The organism is Bradyrhizobium stylosanthis, assembly GCF_001641335.1.
GTDB classification, from domain to species: Bacteria; Pseudomonadota; Alphaproteobacteria; order Rhizobiales; family Xanthobacteraceae; genus Bradyrhizobium; species Bradyrhizobium stylosanthis.
This window is the reverse complement of record NZ_LVEM01000002.1, coordinates 955006-975267: the sequence shown is the minus strand read 5'-3', so window position 1 is coordinate 975267 and position 20262 is coordinate 955006. Positions and strand designations below refer to the sequence as shown.

Genomic DNA, 20262 nt, shown 5'->3' with positions numbered 1-20262 from the left:
CGCGTAAAGACGCGTCAAAATAAGAATCTAGAGCCCCGTTCCGATTTATCGGAACGGAAATGGCTCTAGAACGCGTATTCCGCGTAGGCCGGTTCCACGGAGCCCTTCCAGGGGCCGTTGAACTTCTCGAGCATTTCCTCGGCCGGCGTCCGGCCGGAATCGATGATGCGGTCGAGCGGCTCGAGGTGGCGCGTCTCGTCGCGTCCAAGCTGGTCGATCCGGCCGCGGCGGCGCAGGCCCGCATGTGCCAGAACGAGGCATTCCTTGGCGATCTCGAACAGATAGCGATCCTTGATCCGCGCCTTGAAGCCGAAGCGCGGCACGTCGTCGCGCAGCGCCTGGCGCTCATGTGCGCTCCAGTGCTTCACCATGTCCCAGGCGGCATCGAGCGACACATCGTCATAGAGCAGCCCGGCCCAGAACGCCGACAGCGCCGGCAGACGGCCCCACGGGCCGCCGTCGGAGCCGCGCATCTCGAGATAGCGCTTCAGCCGCACTTCCGGGAAGATCGTGGAGAGATGGTTGGCCCAGTCCGACAGCGTCGGACGCTCGCCGGGCAGGTTGTTGTTGCGGCCGTCGAAGAAGGCACGGAACGAGGAGCCCGACACGTCGATGTAATCGTCGCCGCGCTTGACGAAGTACATGGGCACGTCGAGCGCGTAGTCGACATAGCGCTCGAAGCCCATGCCGTCCTCGAACGCCCAGGGCATCATGCCGGCGCGCGCATTGTCGGTGTCGCGCCAGATCTCGGAGCGGAACGAGAGGAAGCCGTTCGGCTTGCCTTCGGTGAACGGCGAGTTGGCGAACAGGGCCGTCGCAACCGGCTGCAGCGCGAGCGAGACGCGCAGCTTCTTGACCATGTCGGCTTCGGAGGAGAAGTCGAGATTGGTCTGCACCGTGCAGGTCCGGTACATCATGTCGAGGCCGTACTGGCCGACCTTCGGCATGTAATTGGTCATGATCTTGTAGCGGCCCTTGGGCATCACCGGGATGTCGGAGCGCGACCAGGACGGCGTCATGCCGAGGCCAAGGAAGCCGATGCCGAGCGGCGTTGCGATCTCGCGCACCTGGGCGAGATGCGCCATCAGCTCGCTCTGGGTCTGGTGCACGTTCTCGACCGGTGCGCCCGAAAGCTCGAACTGTCCGCCCGGCTCGAGCGAGATCGCGCCGCCGCCGGTGACGTCGTAGAGGCCGATGATGTTGCCCTTCTCCATGATCGGCTCCCAGCCGAGCAGGAGCTTCATGCCCTCGAGCAGCGCGCCGATGCCGCGCGCGCCCTCGTAGGGAACGGGGCGGTGGCCTTCGAGCGTGAACGGCGTCTTCTCGTGCTCGGTGCCCATGCGGAATTCGGACGGGTCCTTGCAGCCGGCCTCGAACCACGCGACGAGCTCGTCGCGCGATTGCAGCGGCGTCATATCGATCTGGTCTCGCGCCATATCAAACTCTAATCAAAAGCGCTTCGACCGAATGCGCGGGTGACAGGGATGGTCCGCGAACCCACCGGGCGCGCGGACGTGCTTGGGTGCCGTCGATCATCGCGACGGTGAAGTTTCGTTGACGCTGGCGACGGGCGGCAGTTTCATCTCGCCGCACGAGCAGCCCAGCCGGTCGAGCAGGCCGCTGAGTTTGACGGCGTCGGCATCGGATAGTTTCGAGCCGACATATTTCTCGATTGCGGCCGAATAGGCGCCCCACATCCGCTTCTGCAGCTCGCGGCCGGCTTCGGTGATCTCGACGAACTGACCGCGCTTGTCGATCTTGCATTCGCGCCGGGAAGCGAGCCCCTCGTCGACCAGGCGGTCGATCAGGCGCGAGGTGGAGTATTGCGGAATCAGCATCTGCCGCTCGAGCTCGACGGGCCGCAGCTCGCCGGACGGCGCGCGCGACAATTCGAGCAGGGCGTCGTACCATGCCAGCGGCGGGAACCCGGCCTTCTTCAAATCCTGCTCGACGCAGTCGAGCACGCGGCTCTGCACCCGCATCAGGCGGATCCAGGCGGAAGTGGCCTCGGTCGATGGTTTGCGTTTCATGGTCCCGCTCAAGCTCGTCGCCCGTCTCTTACCCCATTCGATGCAGCTGCATCAATCTTGACTATTGCATGCAGGTGCATGTAGGCGTTCTTTCGCCCGAGCCAAGCAACAAGAGGAGGAAATTCCATGAAACTCTATTACTCACCCGGCGCCTGCTCCCTGTCCCCCCATATCGCGCTCCTGGAAGCCGGCCTGCCCTACGAACTGGTCAAGGTCGATATCCGGGCCAAGAAGCTCGAAAATGGTGAGGATTATCTGAAGCTGAACCCCAAGGGCCAGGTCCCTGCGCTGGGCCTCGACAGCGGCGAGATCGTGACCGAAGGCCCGGTGATTGTCCAGATGATCGCCGATCAGGCCTCGGCCAAGGCGCTGGCGCCGGCCCACGGCAGCGCCGAGCGCTACAAACTGCTCGAATGGCTGAACTTCCTCACCTCCGAGGTGCACAAGAGCTTCGGCCCGCTGTTCGCCCCGGCCCTGAACGACGAGGCCAAGGCGTTCTTCAAGGACCGCGTCATGGGCAAGCTGAAATATATCGACAGCCAGCTCGCTGGCCGCGACTACCTGATGGGCAAGCAGTTCACGGTCGCCGACGGCTATCTCTTCACGATGCTGACCTGGGCCGACCGGATGAAGTTCGACTTTTCGGCCATGCCGCACCTTGCCGCCTACAAGGCCCGCGTCGCAGCGCGCCCGCAGGTGCAGGAGGCACTCAAGAAGGAAGGGCTCGCGCAGGCCGCCTGAGCGCTCGCAAGTCGTGAACGATCGAAAGGCCGGATTGAGGATCCGGCCTTTCTTCGTTGTGAACCAATCGATCGGCGGCGGCGTCGAAGGATCACCTTCCGCGAAACAGTTGCGCCATGAACATGATCGTCCTCATGACTGCCGCCGGCGCGCCACTCGCGATGCTCGGCCTGTCGACGCCGGTCACGCCGCAGCGCAGCTGCATCGTCATGGTCCATCCGCAGATCACCTCGACAGTTTTCGAAAGCAAGGAAGGGAAGATCGTCTTTCCGGACCGGCCGACCGAATATCCGTGCAGCTACGCCAGGACGAAGGGCGGAGCGGACATCGCCTTCACCAACCAGAACGGCTGGCGTTTCGAGGTCCGCATCGGCCGCAGCGATGAAGGCACCTGGAAAGCCAGCCTGGCCGACGACGCGGTCTCGGGCCGCGCGTTCTCGCCGTTCGGCGAGCAGAAATAAGCGAGCCGGATCGCCGATCCCGCCGCCATATTTGCTGCAGCACAGCAAAGGCGCGAGCCCCGTTTGCGCCGGATCATCGTACCTTGATTAGACTTATGAACTACTGTTCGCCAAGATTAAGTGGTGCTGTCTTGTCAGCACCCGCGAAGCGGGCGAGTTTAGCACTATTGATTGAAGATTATTTGCACGCTCATTGAGGTTGAAGTTGACGATTGCCATCGTCCTGATCGTTGCAAGCGCTCTGGTAGGAGTAGCGACAGGTCGCTTTTTCAGGATCTGGGCGCTGGTCGTCTTTTCGCCTGTGATCGCGATCGTCGCGGCGATCGTTCTGCGCGCTTACGATTTCGGGATGGTGGGGGGCGTGACCGTCGTCGCCATCTGCCTTGCCGCTTCGCAGCTCGCCTACCTCGCGGCGTCGTACCTGCTGCACGCGCGCGCGGTCTCACCCCATGACGAAGTCGACGGCAACCCAGGCGAGATAGGCCAGCAAAAAGTCCGCCGCCAGCACAAGTAGCACCAGCGCGGCCCAGAGCGCCGGACCCTTGCGGCGCAGGCGCGCCGGCTTCTGTTGCGAATGGAGTCGGCCCGTTGCGGACGCAACGGCATGTCTTGCGGTGAGATCGCGATCGAGCGCGGTCTTCCGCAGCACCAAGGAGTTCATCAAGGACAACTTTCTTTTCGTCTTCGGCCTGCCGACGGGATCGGCAAGTGTCCCAACGCGATTCGTGACCCTGACCCGCAGCAAGACTAGTGCCAGGGCTGAGCAAAAGAACGGCGCCGCTTTGACGCGCCTATGACAATTGCGCGACGCCGCTGCAGCGGGACTCTCGCACGGTTCCTACGCGGATTCTGTGATCGGTTCCACAACCTGGAACAAATCTGACACAACCGTGATGACACCCGCAAAAAGCAAAAAGGCCGGATCGATGATCCGGCCTTTCGTTTCGATGCGTCGCCAAGCAATCAGGCAGCTGCCGCCTTCTTCGGCGCGAATCGGCCGTAGAAGGTCTCGCCCTTCGCGGCCATCTCCACCAGCAGCTTCGGCGGCGTGAAGCGCGAGCCGTACTTCGCTTCCAGCTTGTGGCAGAGCTCGACGAACTTCTTCGTGCCCATGAAGTCGATGTAGGACAGCGTGCCTCCAGTGAACGGCGCGAAGCCGAAGCCGAGGATCGAGCCGACATCCGCCTCGCGCGGATCGGTGATGACGTGGTCCTCGACCGTGCGCGCGGCTTCCACCGCCTGCACCACCAGGAAGCGCTGCTTCAGTTCCTCGATGTCGAGTGTGTCGGGGTCGAGCTGCTTGGGCTGCAGCGCCGAGAGGCCCGGCCACAGGCTCTTCGAGCCCTTGCCCTTCTCGGGATAGTCGTAGAAGCCCTTGCTGTTCTTGCGGCCGAGCCGGCCCTGCTTCTCGACCATCTCCACCATCAGCTTCTTCTGATCGGGGTTGATGGCGTTGGGGCCGAGATCGGCTTCGGTGGCCTTCATGATCTTGAGGCCGAGGTCGAGCGCGACTTCGTCCGACAGCGAGAGCGGGCCGACCGGCATGCCGGCCATCTTGGCGCAGTTCTCGATCATCGCCGGCGGCACGCCCTCGAGGAACATCTCATTGCCCTCGGCGACGTAGCGGCCGACGCAGCGGTTGGCGAAGAAGCCGCGGCTATCATTGACCACGATCGGCGTCTTGCCGATCTGACGGACATAGTCGAGCGCGGTCGCGAGCGCGACATCGCCGGTGTTCTTGCCGAGGATGATCTCGACCAGCATCATCTTCTCGACCGGCGAGAAGAAGTGAATGCCGACGAACTTGCCCTGGTCCTTGAAGCCCTCGGCCAGCGAGGTGATCGGCAGCGTCGAGGTGTTCGACGCGAAGATCACGTCCGGCTTCAGATATTCCTGCGCCTTGGCGAAGGTGTCCGCCTTGACCTTGCGGTCCTCGAACACGGCCTCGATGACGAGATCGACGTCCTTCAGCGCGGCATAGTCCGAGGTCGGCGTGATGCGCGCGAGCAACGCCTCGGCGTCCGCGGGCTTGGCACGGCCCTTCTTGATCTGGTCCTCGATCACCTTCTGCGCATGCGCCTTGCCCTTGTCGGCGCTCTCCTGATCGCGGTCGATCAGGACGACGTCGAGGCCGGCGCGGGCCGAGACGTAGCCGACGCTCGCGCCCATGAAGCCGGCGCCGATCACGGCGATCTTCTTCACCTTGGTCGCGGGCACGTCCTTCGGACGGCGCGCGCCCTTGTTGAGCTCCTGCATCGACAGGAACAGGCTGCGGATCATCGCAGCCGCTTCCTTCGAGCGGAGCACCGAGGTGAAGTAACGCGACTCGACGCGGAGCGCCGCGTCGATCGGCAGCTGCAGCCCCTCATAGACGCAGCTCATGATCGCGCGCGCGGCCGGATAGTTGTCGTAAGTCTCGCGGCGATAGATCGCGTTGCCGGCCGGGAACATCATCATGCCGGCCTTGGAGAACACCGGGCCGCCGGGCAGCTTGAAGCCCTTCTCGTCCCAGGGCGCGACGGCCTTGCCGCCGCCCTTGATCCAGTCCTTCGCCGCCTTGACGAGGTCGGCTGCGGGAACGATGGCGTGAATCAAATTCAGCGCCTTCGCCTTCTCGACCGTGACAGGATCGCCCTTGAGCAGGATCGTCATCGCATCCTGCGGCGGCACCAGGCGCGGCACGCGCTGCGTGCCGCCGGCGCCGGGGAACAGGCCGACCTTGACCTCGGGCAGGCCGAGGCGGGTCTTGGGATTCTCCGCGGCGACGCGGTAGTGGCAGCACAGCGTGATCTCGAAGCCGCCGCCGAGCGCGAGGCCGTTGATCGCAGCCGCCCACGGCTTGCCTGAGGTTTCGATCGAGCGCAGCACCTGCGAGAAGCGGCGGCTCTGGTCGAACAGCATCTGGTTCGCGGCGGTCTCGCCCTGCTCCTTGAAGACCTTGGCGTAGGCCTGGTTCATGCCCTCGAGCATGGAGAGGTCGGCCCCGGCGCAGAACGCCTCTTTGGCCGAGGTGATGACGACGCCCTTCACGGCGGCATCGGCCGTGGTCGCCTTGACGATCGCGTCGAGCTCGCTGGTCGAGGTCTCGTCGAGCACGTTCATCGAACGGCCCGGGATGTCCCAGGTCACGAGCGCGATGCCGTCGGAATCGGTCTCAACCCTGAAGTTCTTGTACGACATGTTGGTTGCTCCCTACCCTTAGACGCGCTCGATGATGGTCGCGGTGCCCATGCCGCCGCCGATGCACAGCGTGACGAGAGCCGTGGACTTGTTGGTGCGCTCGAGCTCGTCGAGCACGGTGCCGAGGATCATCGCACCGGTCGCGCCAAGCGGATGGCCGAGCGCGATGGCGCCGCCATTGACGTTGATCTTGGCATTGTCGATGTCGAAGGCCTGGATGTAGCGCAGCACGACCGAGGCGAAGGCCTCGTTGAGCTCGAACAGATCGATGTCCGACTTCTTCATGCCCGAGCGCGCGAACAGCTTTTCGGTGACGTCGACCGGACCGGTCAGCATCATCGCCGGCTCGGAGCCGACATTGGCGAACGCGCGGATTTTTGCGCGCGGCTTGAGGCCGTACTTGCTGCCCGCTTCCTTGCTGCCGAGCAGCACGGCGCCGGCGCCGTCGACGATGCCCGAGGAGTTACCGGCGTGGTGCACGTAATTGACGCGCTCGATCTCCGGATGCGACTGGATCGCGACGCCGTCGAAGCCGCCCATCTGCGCCATCATCGTGAACGACGGCTGCAGCTGCGCCAGCGACTGCATCGTCGTCGAGGGACGCATGTGCTCGTCCTTGGCGAGGATGGTGAGGCCGTTGATGTCCTTCACCGGCACGATCGACCTGTCGAAGCGGCCTTCCTCCCAGGACTTCGCCGCGCGTTGCTGGCTCTGCACCGCATAAGCGTCGACGTCGTCGCGGGAGAAGCCGTACTTGGTGGCGATCAGGTCGGCCGAGACGCCCTGCGGCATGAAGTAGGCCGGCACGGCCATCGAGGGATCCATCGGCCAGGCGCCGCCGGAGGCGCCGATGCCGACGCGGCTCATCGATTCGGCACCGCCGCCGATCACCAGCTCATGCTGGCCGCTCATCACCTGCGCGGCGGCGAAGTTCACGGCATCGAGGCCGGAGGCGCAGAAGCGGCTGATCTGCACGCCGGGGACGGCTTCGCCGAGGCCCGCCTTCAGCGCGGCGAAACGCGCGATGTCGGAGCCGGCTTCGCCGACCGGATCGACCACGCCGAGCACGACGTCGTCGACCGAATCTTCCGGAAGGTTGTTGCGGTCCTTCAGCGCCTTCAGCGGCACCGTGGCGAGCGCCAGCGCGGTGACTTCGTGCAGCGCGCCGTCGGCCTTGCCGCGGCCGCGGGGAGTGCGGACGTGATCGTAGATATAGGCATCTGCCATGGGGAGCCTCCTGATTGCAGTTATTGTCGCGGCGACCGCTGCGCGGTCGCGATCTCTGGCGAAGCGGAAGGCCTCAGAAAGCTTCCGCCGGCAATTCCATGATGGTGGCGCAGCCGGACTGGATGCGCGCGAGATTGGCCGCCGTCTCCGGCAGCATCCGCTCCATGAAGAAGCGGCCGGTGACGAGCTTGGTCGAGAGATAGGGCGTCGCCCCGCTCTCGGCAATCTTGGCGTTCGTCACCTTGGCCATCTTCGCCCACATGTATCCGAGCGCGACGAAGCCGAAGAGATGCAGGTAATCGGTCGCGGCGGCGCCGGCATTATCAGGCTTCATCATCGCGTTCTGCATCAGCCAGGTCGTGGCCTGCTGGAGATGACCGAGCGAGGCCGAGAGCGGGGTGATGAAGGGCTTCATCGCCTCGTCGCCGCCGTTCTCCTTGGCGAAGGCCATGACCTCGCCGAAGAAGGCCATGATGGCGCGACCGCCGTCGCGCGGCAGCTTGCGGCCGACGAGATCGAGCGCCTGGATGCCGTTGGCGCCTTCATAGATCATGGCGATGCGCGCATCGCGCACGAACTGCTCCATGCCCTGCTCGGCGATGTAGCCGTGGCCGCCATACATCTGCTGCGCCTGCACCGCGTTGGCGAAGCCGTAGTCGGTAAGGAAGCCCTTCAGCACCGGCGTCATCAGGCCCATGTGGTCGTCGGCGGCCTGGCGGTCCTTCGGGTCTTCGGAGCGATGGGCGACGTCGCTCTTCAGCGCGGTCCACATCACGAAGGCGCGCGCGGCTTCGTTGAAGGCGCGGATCGAGAGCAGCGTGCGGCGCACGTCGGGATGCACGATGATCGGGTCGGCCGCCTTGTCCGGCGCCTTCACGCCGGTGAGCGCGCGGCCCTGGATGCGCTCGCGGGCATAGGCGACGGCGTTCTGATAGGCGACCTCGGACTGCGCGAGCCCCTGAACGGCGACGCCGAGGCGGGCTTCGTTCATCATCACGAACATGCCCTGCATGCCCTTGTTCTCTTCGCCGATCAGCCAGCCGGTGGCGCTGTCGTAGTTCATCACGCAGGTCGAATTGCCGTGGATGCCCATCTTGTGCTCGATCGAGCCGCAGACAACGCCGTTACGGGCGCCAACCGAACCGTCAGCGTTCACCAGGAATTTCGGCACCACGAACAGCGACACGCCCTTGATGCCGGCCGGCGCGCCCTCGATGCGGGCGAGCACGAGGTGGATGATGTTGTCGGCAAGATCATGCTCGCCGGCCGAGATGAAGATCTTGGTGCCGGTGATCTTGAAGCTTCCGTCGGGCTGGCGCACCGCCTTGGTGCGGAGCATGCCGAGGTCGGTGCCGCAATGCGGCTCGGTCAGGTTCATGGTGCCGGTCCACTCGCCGGCGATCATCTTCGGAACGTAGGTCTTCTTCTGATCCGGCGTGCCGTGCACCAGCAGCGCGGCGGTCGCGCCCATGGTGAGGCCGCCATACATCGAGAACGCCATGTTGGCGGAGATCTGGAATTCGTTGACCGCCTGCGACAGCGTCACCGGCAGGCCCTGGCCGCCGAACTCCTGCGGCGCGGAGAGACCGAGCCAGCCGCCTTCGGCGACCTGCTTGAACGCGTCCTTGAATCCCTTCGGCGTGGTGACGCTGCCGTCGTCGGCGCGCTTGCAGCCTTCGAGATCACCGACGCGGTTCAGCGGCTGCAGCACCTCTTCGGCGAGCTTGGCGGCTTCGCCCAGGATCGCCTCGCGCACGTCGCTCGACGCATCGGAGAAGCCGGCGAGGTTGTCGTAGCGATCGATCTGGAAGACGTCGTTGAGCAGGAAGTTCACGTCTTCGACGGGGGCTTTGTAGATCGGCATGGCGTTCTCCCGGCAGGGCCTTCTAAGGGATGATGTTGGGCTTATGATTGGGCGGCGGCAAGCTGCTCCGCCATCAGGCGGTGCAGCATGTTGATCGCCTTGAGGGGACGCACCATCACCTTGAAATGGGTGATGCGTCCCTCGGTATCGAAGCTGATGATGTCGACGCCGTTGATCTCGATGCCGTCGATCACGTTCTTGAATTCGAGCACGGCGCCATCGGCGCTCTTCCACTCGCCGACATAGGTGAAGCCGGGGCCGCCGAGCACCTTCTCGGCGCTGGAGAGGTATTTGAAGGTGATGTCGCGGCCGCGCTGGGGCGAATGCACCACGGGGCTTTCGAACACGGCGTCGGGGTGGAGCAGGTCCCAGAGCGCTGCGCGGTCATGAGACTTCATGTAGGCGTACCAGGAATCGAGGCCGGTCATTCTCGGGTGCCTCCCTAAAAGGGCTTTCCAGGAGCCTTGGCCAAAAATTGCGAAAACAACCCCATGCACAGTAGCGAGGAGGTTGATTCCATTGGATTTCGGGACGGACCTTCGGCCCCTCCCGCGAGCCGCCTCATATGCACATTGACGCATATGCGCCGATGCGCATAAAGTCAAGCAGATTGGTCAGAGTTCGAGAACAGGAGGCCGGTCATGGCACTGGGCGACGCAATCCTCGCATGCCTGACGGAACGTCCGATGACGGGCTACGAGCTCGCCAAGACGTTCGATTCCTCGATCGGCTTCTTCTGGAAGGCCGACCACCAGCAAATCTACCGCGAGCTCTCCAAGCTGCGCGACCGCGGCTACATCCAGGGTCGCGAGGTCGTGCAGACAGGCAAGCCCAACAAGCTGGTTTATACGCTTACGCCCGAAGGTAGAACAGCGCTGCGGCACTGGGCCGCGCGGCCAAGCACGCCGGCTTCGACCAAGGACGATTTGCTGGTCCGCCTCCATGCGCTCGACAGCATCGACATCGAGCCGCTGCGCACCGACCTGATGGCCCGCCTGGAGCACCATCGCGACCGCCACGCCAATTACGAGCGCATCCTGAAGAAGCGTTTTCCCGACGGCACGGCGGAAGGCCGGCTCGACCTCGGCAATCTGCTCCTGCTCCGCCTCGGGGCCCGTCACGAGCAGATGGTCGCCGACTTCTGCGAAGAGGCCCTCGACGCGCTGTCGTCGATGAGCGGCAAGGCCGCGGTGGTGCCGATCGAGGACGGGAAGCGGGAGAAGGGCTGAGAGCCACATCGTCATGGCCGGGCTCGACCCGGCCATCCACCACCTTGCTTGCGCGACCGAAGAACGTGGATGCCCGGGACAAGCCCGGGCATGACGGCTTATGCACGCCCCCAGGTTCCCCCCGCCCAACTTTAAGACACCGGGTCGGCGTTCCTTAACCCGTTATTTACCGTAACAGGAAAAAGTCGGTTTTCGAGGCAGACGACCCGCGCCAAATTCGATTGTCTTTGCAACCGGCACGCGTGGGAAGGCTGGAGGCGCCGGGTGGGGCGCCGGAGTCGGAACCGGACAGAGTCATGAATTCGCGCGTATCGTGGAGTGTTGACGGCATCGATCCATCCGTCAGGGAGCGGGCCGAAGCTGCTGCGCGTCGCGCTGGCATGTCACTCAACGATTGGCTGAACTCCACGCTCGGCGAGACTGCGCCGCCGAACTTTCGCGGACCTTACGATCAACGCCAGGATCAGCGTCCGCAGCAGATGCCGAGCCAGGCACCGAGCCAGGAGGCTCGCGAAGTCGCGGATATCCATCAGCGGCTCGATGCGATCACTCAGCAGATCGAACGGATTTCAAAGCCCGCTGCGCCGCGCCAGGATGTCTCGCGCGAGCAGGGCGTCGCGCGCCAGCTCAACGACGCGATCTCGCGGCTCGATGCGCGGCTGTCGCAGATCTCCCGCCCGCAACAGCCGCAGCAAGCACAAGCGCCGCGGCCGGCCCCTGCCCCGTCTCCCGTCGAAATGCGCCAGCGCCAGGCCGATGCGGTCGAACGCGCAGCCGCGCAGGTCTATCGCAGCTCACCACCCCTGAGCCCCGCCTCGTTCGACGTCGCGGTCGCCGAAATCACCGCGCGCCAGAGCGAGCTCGACGGCTTTACGCCCCGGCAGATGCCGCCACGCGCCGCGCCGCCGATTGCACCCGCAGCACCTTACGCACCCCCGATGGCGCCGCCTGCGCCGGCCTATGCCCCGCCGCCACCGCAGGCGGGGCCGGATTTCTCGGCGCTCGAGCGCCATCTGCTCAAGATCACGAGCCAGATCGAATCGCTGCAGCGGCCCGACCATACCGAGCAGGCGATCAACGCCTTCCGCAGCGAGCTCGCGGACATTCGCACCGCCATCACCGAGGCGATGCCGCGGCGTGCGATCGAATCGATCGAGAACGAGATTCGCTCGCTGCACCGGCGCATCGACGAGACCCGCTCCAACGGCACCGACGGCCAGGTACTGTCGGGGATCGAGCGCGCGCTCTCCGACATCAAGCAGGTGCTGCGCACGCTGACCCCGGCCGAGCAGCTCACCGGCTATGACGAGGCGATCCGCAATCTCGGCGCCAAGCTCGATTTGATCCTGCGCGCCAATGACGATCCCTCCACGGTGCGCCAGCTCGAAGGCGCGATCTCGGCGCTGCGCGGCATCGTCTCCAACGTCGCCTCCAACGAGGCACTGGGCCGGCTGTCCGAGGACGTGCAGCTGCTGTCGTCCAAGGTCGACCAGATCACCCGTTCGTCCGGCCACAGCGACAGCTTCGCGGTGCTGGAGCAGCGCATCGCCGCGCTCACCGCCGCGCTCGAAACCCGCGAACGGCCGCAAGCCACCGAGAGCACCGAGCATCTGGAAGCCGCGATCCGCGCGCTGTCGGACCGCTTCGACCGCATGCAGGTCGGCAACGATTCCGCCTCGACTTTCGCGCATCTCGAGCAGCGCGTCTCGTATCTGCTGGAGCGGATCGAGGCCGCCGCCGATCCGCGCAACGGCAATCTGAGCCGCGTCGAGGACGGCCTGCACGACATCCTCAGGCACCTGGAGCGCCAGCAGGCAACCTACTCGGCCCTTGCCGAGAGCCGCAACGCTGCGCCGCCCGCCGACACGGGCGTGGTCGATCTCGTCAAGCGCGAGCTCTCCGACATCCGCTTCAGCCAGGCCGAGACCAACCGCAGCACCCAGGACTCGCTGGACGCCGTCCACAGTGCGCTCGGCCATGTCGTCGACCGCCTCTCGATGATCGAGGGCGATCTGCGCGCCGTGCGCAGCGCGCCGCCGGCTCCTGCACCGCAGCCGATGCCGATGCCGATGGCAGCGGCCGCTCCGATGGAGTACGCGCCGGTCGCGCGCGAGCCGCGGCCGCAAGCTCCGCAGCAACAGCCGAAATACGATCCGAAGCCCGAGCTGCCCAATCCGGCCGCTGCGCAACAGCCGCAGCAGGCCGCCTTCGTCGCCGCGCCGCGCGAATTCCACGCGGCTGCACCCGCCGCACCGCCGCCGATGCCACCGGCCCCGCCGGCGCCGCAAGTCACAGCCCCCGTGCCGCCGCGCGCGATCAGCGAGATCCTGGAGCCGCATACGGCGCCCGCGCGCGCCGCGATCGCGCCGGACCTGCCGCCGGATCATCCGCTCGAGCCGGGCACACGGCCCGGCGGCCGCGCCGCCACGCCGTCGGAACGCATCGCCGCCTCCGAGAGCGCGATCAGCGAAATTCCCGCAGCTCCAAAGGAGCCGGTGTCGTCGTCGAGCTTCATCGCCGCCGCACGCCGCGCGGCGCAAGCCGCCGCCGCGCAGCCACCGGAAAAGCCCGCCCGCGGCGCCAAGGCAGCCATTGCCCGCGCCAAGGACAAGGGCCAGGAAGGCGCCTCGACCATCACCTCGAAAATCCGCTCGCTGCTGGTCGGCGCGAGCGTGGTCGTGATCGTGCTCGGCGCCTTCAAGATGGCGATGAACCTGCTCGATGGCGGCAGCGCGCCGCCGGCACCGCAGGCGATGCAAACCGTTCCGAGCGAGCCGGTATTGCCCGCCCCGCCACCGCCGGTGGAGAGCAAGCCGTCCGCGCCCGAGCAGATCACGCCGTCGATGACCTCGCCGACGCCGATCGGGCGGCAGTCCCAGAACAATGCCGCACCGGCGCTGCCCGCCAACACGGGCAACTCGGCCTCGGTCGAAATCCCGCAGGCGCCTGCGACGGCAGTGCCGCCTGCTGCCAGCAGCGACGTCACCGGCGCGCTGTCGGGCACCAGCCGCGGCAGACTGGGCCTCGTCCAGGTGCCGCCGAGCGAGAAGCTGCCCGATGCCATCGGCGGCCCCGCCCTGCGCACCGCCGCGATGAAGGGCGATGCGACTGCGGCCTACGAGATTGGCGTGCGCTTTGCGGAAGGCAAGGGCGTCGCCAACAACTACGACGAAGCGGCGAAGTGGTACGACCGCGCGGCGCAGGCCGGCGTGGTGCCCGCGACCTTCCGCCTCGGCACGCTCTATGAAAAGGGCCTCGGCGTGAAAAAGGACGCCGACATCGCGCGTCGCTACTACACCCAGGCCGCCGAGCGCGGCAATGCCAAGGCGATGCACAATCTCGCGGTGCTCGATGCCGACGGCGGCGGACGCGGCGCCAATTACAAGAGCGCGGCGCAGTGGTTCCGGAAGGCCGCCGATCGCGGCGTCGCCGACAGCCAGTTCAACCTCGGCATCCTCTATGCCCGCGGCATCGGCGTCGAACAGAACCTCGCCGAATCCTACAAATGGTTCAGCCTCGCAGCCGCCCAGGGCGATGCGGACGCTGCCGGCAAGCGTGACGACGTCGCCAAGCGCCTCGACCCGCAATCGCTGGCCGCCGCCAAGCTCGCGATCCAGACCTTCAGCGCCGAGCCGCAGCCCGACGATGCCGTCAACGTCTCCGCCCCGAACGGCGGCTGGGACAGCGCTCCACAGGCGAACGCCAAGCCCGCGCCGAAGGCGGTAGCAAGCAAGAAGTCGGCGTCGGCGGCGCGTTAAGAGTGTCGCTCAACTGCCTCTGACTGGGTCGTCCTGGCGAAAGCCAGGACCCATTACCACAGTCAGTCGTTGTTGAAGGACGCCATAGCTACAGCTTGCCGCAACAACAAGCAGTCGGGGTAATGGGTCCTGGCTTTCGCCAGGACGACGTTGGGGCGCTACCGCGCCTGGATCACACTCGCACTCATTCACCACGCCCAAAATTCCTGGTCCCTCCCGCCCGCAAATTCCGCTATTGAGGGACGCGGCAATCGTTCCGTTCTTTCCGCGAGCATTCCGCGTTCGTCGATCCGTCTCGCCGGTGCGCAGGTTCAATGCAGCTTTACCTTCCGATCGCCGATCTCCCGGTCAACGTCTTCCTGGTGCTGGCGATGGGCGCGGCCGTGGGCTTCGTCTCCGGCATGTTCGGCATCGGCGGCGGCTTCCTGATGACGCCGCTCTTGATCTTCATCGGCATCACGCCGGCGGTCGCGGTCGCCTCCGTCGCGAGCCACATCGCGGCCTCCTCGTTTTCGGGCGCCCTCTCCTACTGGCGGCGGCGCGCGATCGATCCGGCGCTGGCGAGTGTCCTTCTATGCGGCGGCGTGACCGGGACAGCGCTCGGCGTCTGGGCCTTCACGCAGCTTCGCGCGCTCGGCCAGCTCGACCTGATGATCGCGCTGTCGTACGTCGTGCTGCTCACAACCGTCGGCAGCCTGATGTTCTCCGAGGGCCTGCGCGCGTTGATGCGGACCCGCCGCGGCGCGGTGGCGCCGCGGCGCACGCATAACTGGATCCACGGCCTGCCGCTGAAGATGCGGTTCAAGCGCTCGAAGATCTATCTCTCCGTGATTCCCGTGGTGATCGTCGGCATCGTGATCGGCTTCATCGGCGCCATCATGGGCATCGGCGGCGGCTTCATCCTCGTGCCGATCATGATCTACGTGCTGCGGGTGCCGACCTCGACGGTGATCGGGACCTCGATGGTCCTCACCCTCGTCACCATGCTGGTCGCGACCATGCTGCATGCGGTGACCAATCACCTCGTCGATGCCGTGCTGGCGCTGATCCTGATGGTCGGCGGCGTCACCGGCGCGCAGTTCGGGGCCCGTGCCGGCCAGAAGATCCGCGGCGAGCAGCTGCGGCTGCTGCTGGGCCTGCTCATCCTCTCGGTCGGCATCCGCTTTGCCATCGAGCTGGTGATCCAGCCTACCGATCTCTTCACCATCCGCGAGCTGGGGGTGAGCAGCTGATGCGCGTCCTCCTCGCAGCGCTTCTCGTCCTGATGCTCGGCTCGGTCGCACGCGCCGAGCGGCTGATCGTGTCGGTCTCCAACCATCGCGTCACGGTGACGCCGAACTATTCCGGCGAGGAGCTGGTGCTGTTCGGATCGGTCGAGAAGGACGCCACGACGCCGGCGGACCGCACCGCCTACGACCTCGTCGTCACAGTGATCGGTCCGCGCGCCGACATGGTGACGCGGCGCAAGGAACGGAAGTTCGGCATCTGGATCAACACGGATTATCGCCAGTTTCTGGAGGTGCCGAGCTATCTGGCGCTGTTCTCCAACCGCCCGTTCGAGGCCATCACGTCGCCCGAGATCGCACGGCGGCAGCAGATCGGGCTCAACAACGTGCTGCTGACCCAGCGTGTCAGCGGCGACTATGCCGACGTGGTGCCGAACGACGCTTTTCGGTCCGCGTTCATTCGCTTGCGCACCCAGCGCGGGCTCTATCGCGAGGATCCGAGCGCGGTGACGTTCCTGACGCCGACGCTGTTCCGCACCGGCATTCCGCTGCCGGCGGAGGTGCCGATCGGCACCTATGAGATCGAGATCAAGCTGTTCGCAAACGGCGCGCTGGTCACCAAGACCGAGACCGCCTTCGAGATCGTCAAGGTCGGCTTCGAGCAGTTCGTCGCCACCACCGCGCGGCAGAACGGCCTGATCTACGGCCTCGCCACCGCGGCCATGGCGCTGATGACGGGGTGGATGGCCTCGATCGTGTTCAGGAAGGATTGAGGGGGGCGTTCGTTACGAAAGCCGCCAACAACATCTCCGATGTCGTCCCGGCGAAGGCCGGGACCCATACCCCCAGGGAGCAGTTGTTGCGTGAGGCTCCAACTCCGAGTCCTCGCAATCACTTCCGCCGGTGGTTATGGGTCCCGGCCTTCGCCGGGACGACGCTGGTGGCTCGCACCAGCCTCGACGGCAGCTACGGCGCCTCCACCACTGTCGGCACGCCGGGCTCCAATAGCCGCAGCCGCGTTCCGAAGCCCAGCACATCAAACGTCTTGCGCAGATCCTCGCTGTTCTGGCGGAAATGCGCCCAACCTTCGGTGTGCACCGGCACGATCATCGCATCGGGAAACGCGCGGGCGGTCTCGATGGTGTCGTTGGTGTCCATGGTGAGATGGAACGGCCCGCGGGTCTGCGCGGCGCCGGCAAACGGCAGCACCACGCCGCACTTGAAGCGGCGCGCGACCTCGGCGACGCCGTCGAACCAGGTGGTATCGCCGCTGATATAGACCGAACTCGTGTCCTTGCGGCTCGAGGTCACAACGAAGCCGATGACGTCGCCCGACAGCGGCTCGATCCCGGCCGGGCCGTGACGCGCCGGCGTTGCCGTGATCGTCAGTGTGTTGCCGTCACGGTCTTTCAGATGCGCCGTCGCCCAGGGCGCAAGGCCTTCGACATGGCCGCCCAGGCGCTTCGCGCCGGCTTCCGTCGTCAGCGCGCGCTTCGCCTTCAGCAGATAGTCGCGGCCGGAATTGTCGAGATTGTCGGAGTGCTGGTCGTGGCTGAGCAGCACGGCATCGATCGGACCGATCGCGTCGGCCTTGAGCGCAGGTCCGATCGTCTTCTCCAGCTTCACATGCGGCAACTGGTAGGCGCCGGGCGCATCGAAAGTGGGATCGGTGAGCAACCGAAAGCCGTCGATTTCGATCAGCGCCGTGGGGCCGCCGATCAGGGTGATGGAAATGGGCACGATGAACTCTCCTTACGATGCGGGCTTCGCGGGGCGCGTTACCAGATAGATGCCGAGCGCCACCGGAATGATGCCGAGCAGGTCGCGGGCCTCGACGCGCTCGCCGAGCACGATGTAGGCGAACAGCATGCCGAGCGGCGGCATCAGGAAATGATAGGCGCTGGCGGCGGTGGCGCCGCACACTTTCAGGAGATGGAACCAGAGCCAGTAGGCCAGGATCGATCCGCCGAGCACGAGGAACGCGAAGGCGCCGATCAGGCCGGGCGTCACGTCGATCGCGTGGATATCGGCAAAGGTGAACGCGACCGGCGTCAGCACGATGCCGGCGGCGAGGTTCTGCACGCCGTTGCCGACCCACAAGGATCCCTTCGGCGCGAGCAGCTTGAACAGGATGGTGCCGGCGACGATCGAGGCGAGCGAGGCCAGCGTGAAGACGATGCCGTCCAGGCTGTCGGTGCCGACCGACAGGCGATGCCAGACGATCGCGGTGACGCCGATGACACCGAGCAGCAGTCCGCTCGCCTTGCGCCAGGTCATGCCCTCGCCAAGCAGAAGCGCGGCGAGCGCCGCCGTGAACACCGGATTGGCCGAGACGATCAGGCCGCCGAGGCCGGCGGAGACGGATTGGAGGCCGGTGTAGCCGAGCCCGAGATAGAGCGCGTTGTTGGCGATGCCGAGCACCGCAAAGACCACGGCATCGCGCCAGGACAGCGACCAGCCCTCGCCGCGGACGAGCGTTGCACCCAGGATCAGAATGCCCGCGAGCGAGAAGCGCGCGGCGAGCAGGATCAGCGGCGGGCAATGAGTGACGCCGATCTTGCCGGCGACGAAGGCATAGCTCCAGAGCAGGCAGAACAGGCCGATGGCGAGCGGCAGCGTGTTGAAACGGCTGCGGGGGGCGGGAATCGAGGTGGCGAGGGACATGCGGGCATTCTCCTGACCCTCGATCTAAGGACGCCGCTTGCCATTTGGAAATTAAATGATTAACTGCCGTCCAGTGGATTTATGAATGGAGGCCGGACATGCTCGACCTCGAGCTTCTGCGCAGCTTCGTCTCGGTGGTCGAGGCCGGCGGCTTCACCCGCGCCAGCGAGCGCGTCCACCGCACGCAATCGACCGTGAGCCAGCAGATCAAGCGGCTGGAGGAGGATGTCGGCCAGGTGCTGCTGCACCGCGACGGCAAGGATGTGCGCCCGACCGAGGCCGGCGAGCGGCTGTTGTCCTATGCGCGGCGGCTGCTGTCGCTTGCCGAGGAAGCCCGCGACGTCCTGCGCGAGCCCGGCGGCGAAGGCGCGATCCGGCTCGGCATTCCCGAGGACTTTGCCGCCTATCGCCTCGCAAAGCTGCTCGGCACGTTCGCGCGCTCGCATCCGGGCCTGCGCATGGACGTGCGCGCCGACCAGAGCAAGAACCTCGCGCGCGATCTCGAACGCGGCGAGCTCGACCTTGCGCTGTTCAAGCGCGCGGCCGGCGAGAAGGGCGCGATCGCGGTGTGGCCGGAACGGGTGCACTGGGTCACCAGCAAGAGCCATCCGGTCGATTTCGACGCCGCCTCGGTGCCGCTGATCGGCTTTCCGCTCGGCTGCCTTTATCGCGCCGGCGCCATCCACGCGCTTGAAAGCGCCGGGCGCGCCTGGCACATGGCCTATTCGTCGTCGAGCCTCGCCGGCATCCAGGCCGCGGTCGCCGCCGGCATGGGCTTGAGCATCTTGTCGGAGATGTCGATCCAGTCCGACCATCGGGTGCTGACGGCGAAGGACGGCTTTGCGCCGATCAACAAGACGGAAGTCGCGCTGATGGCCTCGCCCGGCGCGAGCCCGGCGACGCTGCGGCTGGCGGACCGGCTCGCGGAGTTCTGCGAGGACGTGCAGGCGAAGGCGGCGTGACGGGGGTACGTAGGGTGGGCAAAGGCGCGCAGAGCCGTGCCCACGTAACAGATCGTGGGCACGCTACGCTTTGCCCACCCTACGGGAGCGCGCCTCAATAACACCGCGACGCGGCAATCGCATGCACGCGGCGGTCGCCGAGGAGATGCGCCACAAAGCCGTTCTTCGGAAAGATCTTCGCGAACGCGGCGTCGCGGATGCTGAGGCCGCCGGCATAGGCGCCGAAGGCGGGCATCACGGCGCGCATCCCGTCGCTGGCGAAGCAGCGGCGTTCCATGGAACGGCCGCGCGCGGAGACGCGGGCCTTGGGATGCAGATGGCCGGCGATCTCGCCCTGCGCGCCCGTCGGCTCGTGGCGGAAGGTGATCGGTCCAATAGCGACTTCGTCGGCGATGGTGCCGCCGAGATCGCGCGGCAGCATCGGATCGTGATTGCCCGAGATCCAGATCCAGTCGCGGCCGGTCTGGAGTGCCGCCACGGCGTCGCGATCCTCCGCCGAGAGGCGCTCGTGCGCAGTGCGGTCGTGAAAGCTGTCGCCGAGGGCGATGACGGTACGCGGGTCATGGCGGGAGATGACAGCAGCGAGGCGGCTGAGCGTCGCCAGCGTGTCGTAAGGCGGCAGCAGCACGCCGCGCGTGGCGAAGCTGGAGCCTTTCTCCAGATGCAGATCAGAGACGATCAGCAGGCGCTGCTCTTCCCAGAACAGCGCGCCGGAGAGATCGGTGTGGAGCGACACGCCGGCGATGTCCAGTGCCAGCGTTGACGTAATCGATAGAGCAACATTCTCCGTCATGGCCGGGCGCAGCCGTTCGAAGAACGGCGTCGCTTCCGCTCGCCTATGCCCGGCCATCCACGTTCTTGGCTCCGCAAGAAAGACGTGGATGCCCGGGTCAAGCCCGGGCATGACGATGGGGATGGGT

General features: G+C 66.0%; 17 protein-coding genes. 8 read left to right on the top strand and 9 right to left on the bottom strand.

Translation table 11 applies throughout. From position 1 onward, the window contains the following. Nucleotides 1-65 precede the first annotated feature (65 nt). Together A7X65_RS16515 and A7X65_RS16510 are read right to left on the bottom strand one after the other, a co-directional pair. On the bottom strand, nucleotides 66-1436 hold the full coding sequence (locus tag A7X65_RS16515) for a glutamate--cysteine ligase (protein ID WP_063686497.1): 1371 nt from the start codon (nucleotides 1434-1436) through the stop codon (nucleotides 66-68). A gap of 96 nt (nucleotides 1437-1532) precedes the next feature. Then, nucleotides 1533-2030, bottom strand: a complete 498-nt coding sequence (locus A7X65_RS16510; RefSeq protein WP_063686495.1) for a MarR family winged helix-turn-helix transcriptional regulator — start codon at nucleotides 2028-2030, stop codon at nucleotides 1533-1535. 126 nt (nucleotides 2031-2156) lie between these two features. On the opposite strand from A7X65_RS16510, the gene gstA reads away from it, so the two are divergent. From gstA to A7X65_RS16495, 3 genes are all read left to right on the top strand, one after another. Beyond that, nucleotides 2157-2771, top strand: coding sequence for a glutathione transferase GstA (gstA, locus tag A7X65_RS16505; RefSeq protein WP_063686493.1), 615 nt, complete (start codon nucleotides 2157-2159; stop codon nucleotides 2769-2771). A gap of 116 nt (nucleotides 2772-2887) precedes the next feature. Next, a complete protein-coding gene (locus A7X65_RS16500; RefSeq protein ID WP_063686491.1) occupies nucleotides 2888-3232 on the top strand; it encodes a hypothetical protein in 345 nt (114 codons plus the stop codon). A 205-nt stretch (nucleotides 3233-3437) separates the two neighbouring features. Continuing rightward, complete coding sequence (locus A7X65_RS16495) at nucleotides 3438-3746, top strand: hypothetical protein (RefSeq protein WP_063687738.1); 309 nt, start codon at nucleotides 3438-3440, stop codon at nucleotides 3744-3746. Nucleotides 3747-4195: 449 nt separating this feature from the next. Here A7X65_RS16495 and A7X65_RS16490 read toward each other — a convergent pair whose 3' ends face one another. The 4 genes from A7X65_RS16490 to A7X65_RS16475 form a co-directional block, all read right to left on the bottom strand. Further along, nucleotides 4196-6412, bottom strand: a complete 2217-nt coding sequence (locus A7X65_RS16490; RefSeq protein WP_063686489.1) for an FAD-dependent oxidoreductase — start codon at nucleotides 6410-6412, stop codon at nucleotides 4196-4198. An 18-nt stretch (nucleotides 6413-6430) separates the two neighbouring features. Continuing rightward, nucleotides 6431-7639, bottom strand: coding sequence for an acetyl-CoA C-acetyltransferase (locus A7X65_RS16485; protein ID WP_063686486.1), 1209 nt, complete (start codon nucleotides 7637-7639; stop codon nucleotides 6431-6433). A gap of 73 nt (nucleotides 7640-7712) precedes the next feature. After that, nucleotides 7713-9503, bottom strand: coding sequence for an acyl-CoA dehydrogenase C-terminal domain-containing protein (locus tag A7X65_RS16480; RefSeq protein ID WP_063686484.1), 1791 nt, complete (start codon nucleotides 9501-9503; stop codon nucleotides 7713-7715). A 41-nt stretch (nucleotides 9504-9544) separates the two neighbouring features. After that, nucleotides 9545-9931 carry a nuclear transport factor 2 family protein gene (locus tag A7X65_RS16475; protein ID WP_063686482.1) on the bottom strand — a complete coding sequence of 129 codons (387 nt, stop codon included), beginning with the start codon at nucleotides 9929-9931 and terminating at the stop codon, nucleotides 9545-9547. Between the two features lie 213 nt (nucleotides 9932-10144). Between A7X65_RS16475 and A7X65_RS16470 the strand changes: the two genes are divergently transcribed. The 4 genes from A7X65_RS16470 (at nucleotide 10145) to A7X65_RS16455 (ending at nucleotide 16489) form a co-directional block, all read left to right on the top strand. Continuing rightward, nucleotides 10145-10732, top strand: a complete 588-nt coding sequence (locus A7X65_RS16470) for a PadR family transcriptional regulator (RefSeq protein ID WP_063686480.1) — start codon at nucleotides 10145-10147, stop codon at nucleotides 10730-10732. Nucleotides 10733-11028: 296 nt separating this feature from the next. After that, nucleotides 11029-14490, top strand: a complete 3462-nt coding sequence (locus tag A7X65_RS16465; RefSeq protein ID WP_063686478.1) for a tetratricopeptide repeat protein — start codon at nucleotides 11029-11031, stop codon at nucleotides 14488-14490. 314 nt (nucleotides 14491-14804) lie between these two features. Continuing rightward, nucleotides 14805-15722: a sulfite exporter TauE/SafE family protein gene (locus A7X65_RS16460; protein ID WP_063686477.1), complete on the top strand. Its 918-nt coding sequence runs from the start codon at nucleotides 14805-14807 to the stop codon at nucleotides 15720-15722. Next, nucleotides 15722-16489, top strand: coding sequence for a TIGR02186 family protein (locus tag A7X65_RS16455; RefSeq protein ID WP_063686476.1), 768 nt, complete (start codon nucleotides 15722-15724; stop codon nucleotides 16487-16489). Before A7X65_RS16460 ends, A7X65_RS16455 begins: the two co-directional genes overlap by 1 nt. Before the next feature lie 193 nt (nucleotides 16490-16682). On the opposite strand, the gene A7X65_RS16450 is transcribed toward A7X65_RS16455, so the two are convergent. Next, nucleotides 16683-17456, bottom strand: coding sequence for an MBL fold metallo-hydrolase (locus A7X65_RS16450; protein WP_063686475.1), 774 nt, complete (start codon nucleotides 17454-17456; stop codon nucleotides 16683-16685). A gap of 12 nt (nucleotides 17457-17468) precedes the next feature. Next, a complete protein-coding gene (locus A7X65_RS16445; protein WP_063686474.1) occupies nucleotides 17469-18380 on the bottom strand; it encodes a DMT family transporter in 912 nt (303 codons plus the stop codon). Nucleotides 18381-18478: 98 nt separating this feature from the next. Here A7X65_RS16445 and A7X65_RS16440 point away from each other — a divergent pair, with 98 nt between their 5' ends. Continuing rightward, a complete protein-coding gene (locus A7X65_RS16440; protein ID WP_063686473.1) occupies nucleotides 18479-19342 on the top strand; it encodes a LysR family transcriptional regulator in 864 nt (287 codons plus the stop codon). A 94-nt stretch (nucleotides 19343-19436) separates the two neighbouring features. Here the strand turns inward: A7X65_RS16440 and pdeM are convergent, their stop codons facing one another. Further along, a complete protein-coding gene (gene pdeM, locus A7X65_RS16435; RefSeq protein WP_063687737.1) occupies nucleotides 19437-20135 on the bottom strand; it encodes a ligase-associated DNA damage response endonuclease PdeM in 699 nt (232 codons plus the stop codon). Between the last annotated feature and the right edge of the window lie 127 nt (nucleotides 20136-20262).

What these genes read in the sequence shown, in the direction of transcription:
- A7X65_RS16515 (WP_063686497.1), bottom strand. Translation starts at nt 1,436, where the DNA reads ATGGCGCGAGACCAGATCGATATGACGCCGCTGCAATCGCGCGACGAG.
- A7X65_RS16510 (WP_063686495.1), bottom strand. Translation starts at nt 2,030, where the DNA reads ATGAAACGCAAACCATCGACCGAGGCCACTTCCGCCTGGATCCGCCTG.
- gstA (WP_063686493.1), top strand. Translation starts at nt 2,157, where the DNA reads ATGAAACTCTATTACTCACCCGGCGCCTGCTCCCTGTCCCCCCATATC.
- A7X65_RS16500 (WP_063686491.1), top strand. Translation starts at nt 2,888, where the DNA reads ATGAACATGATCGTCCTCATGACTGCCGCCGGCGCGCCACTCGCGATG.
- A7X65_RS16490 (WP_063686489.1), bottom strand. Translation starts at nt 6,412, where the DNA reads ATGTCGTACAAGAACTTCAGGGTTGAGACCGATTCCGACGGCATCGCG.
- A7X65_RS16485 (WP_063686486.1), bottom strand. Translation starts at nt 7,639, where the DNA reads ATGGCAGATGCCTATATCTACGATCACGTCCGCACTCCCCGCGGCCGC.
- A7X65_RS16480 (WP_063686484.1), bottom strand. Translation starts at nt 9,503, where the DNA reads ATGCCGATCTACAAAGCCCCCGTCGAAGACGTGAACTTCCTGCTCAAC.
- A7X65_RS16475 (WP_063686482.1), bottom strand. Translation starts at nt 9,931, where the DNA reads ATGACCGGCCTCGATTCCTGGTACGCCTACATGAAGTCTCATGACCGC.
- A7X65_RS16470 (WP_063686480.1), top strand. Translation starts at nt 10,145, where the DNA reads ATGGCACTGGGCGACGCAATCCTCGCATGCCTGACGGAACGTCCGATG.
- A7X65_RS16465 (WP_063686478.1), top strand. Translation starts at nt 11,029, where the DNA reads ATGAATTCGCGCGTATCGTGGAGTGTTGACGGCATCGATCCATCCGTC.
- A7X65_RS16460 (WP_063686477.1), top strand. Translation starts at nt 14,805, where the DNA reads ATGCAGCTTTACCTTCCGATCGCCGATCTCCCGGTCAACGTCTTCCTG.
- A7X65_RS16455 (WP_063686476.1), top strand. Translation starts at nt 15,722, where the DNA reads ATGCGCGTCCTCCTCGCAGCGCTTCTCGTCCTGATGCTCGGCTCGGTC.
- A7X65_RS16445 (WP_063686474.1), bottom strand. Translation starts at nt 18,380, where the DNA reads ATGTCCCTCGCCACCTCGATTCCCGCCCCCCGCAGCCGTTTCAACACG.
- A7X65_RS16440 (WP_063686473.1), top strand. Translation starts at nt 18,479, where the DNA reads ATGCTCGACCTCGAGCTTCTGCGCAGCTTCGTCTCGGTGGTCGAGGCC.
- pdeM (WP_063687737.1), bottom strand. Translation starts at nt 20,135, where the DNA reads ATGACGGAGAATGTTGCTCTATCGATTACGTCAACGCTGGCACTGGAC.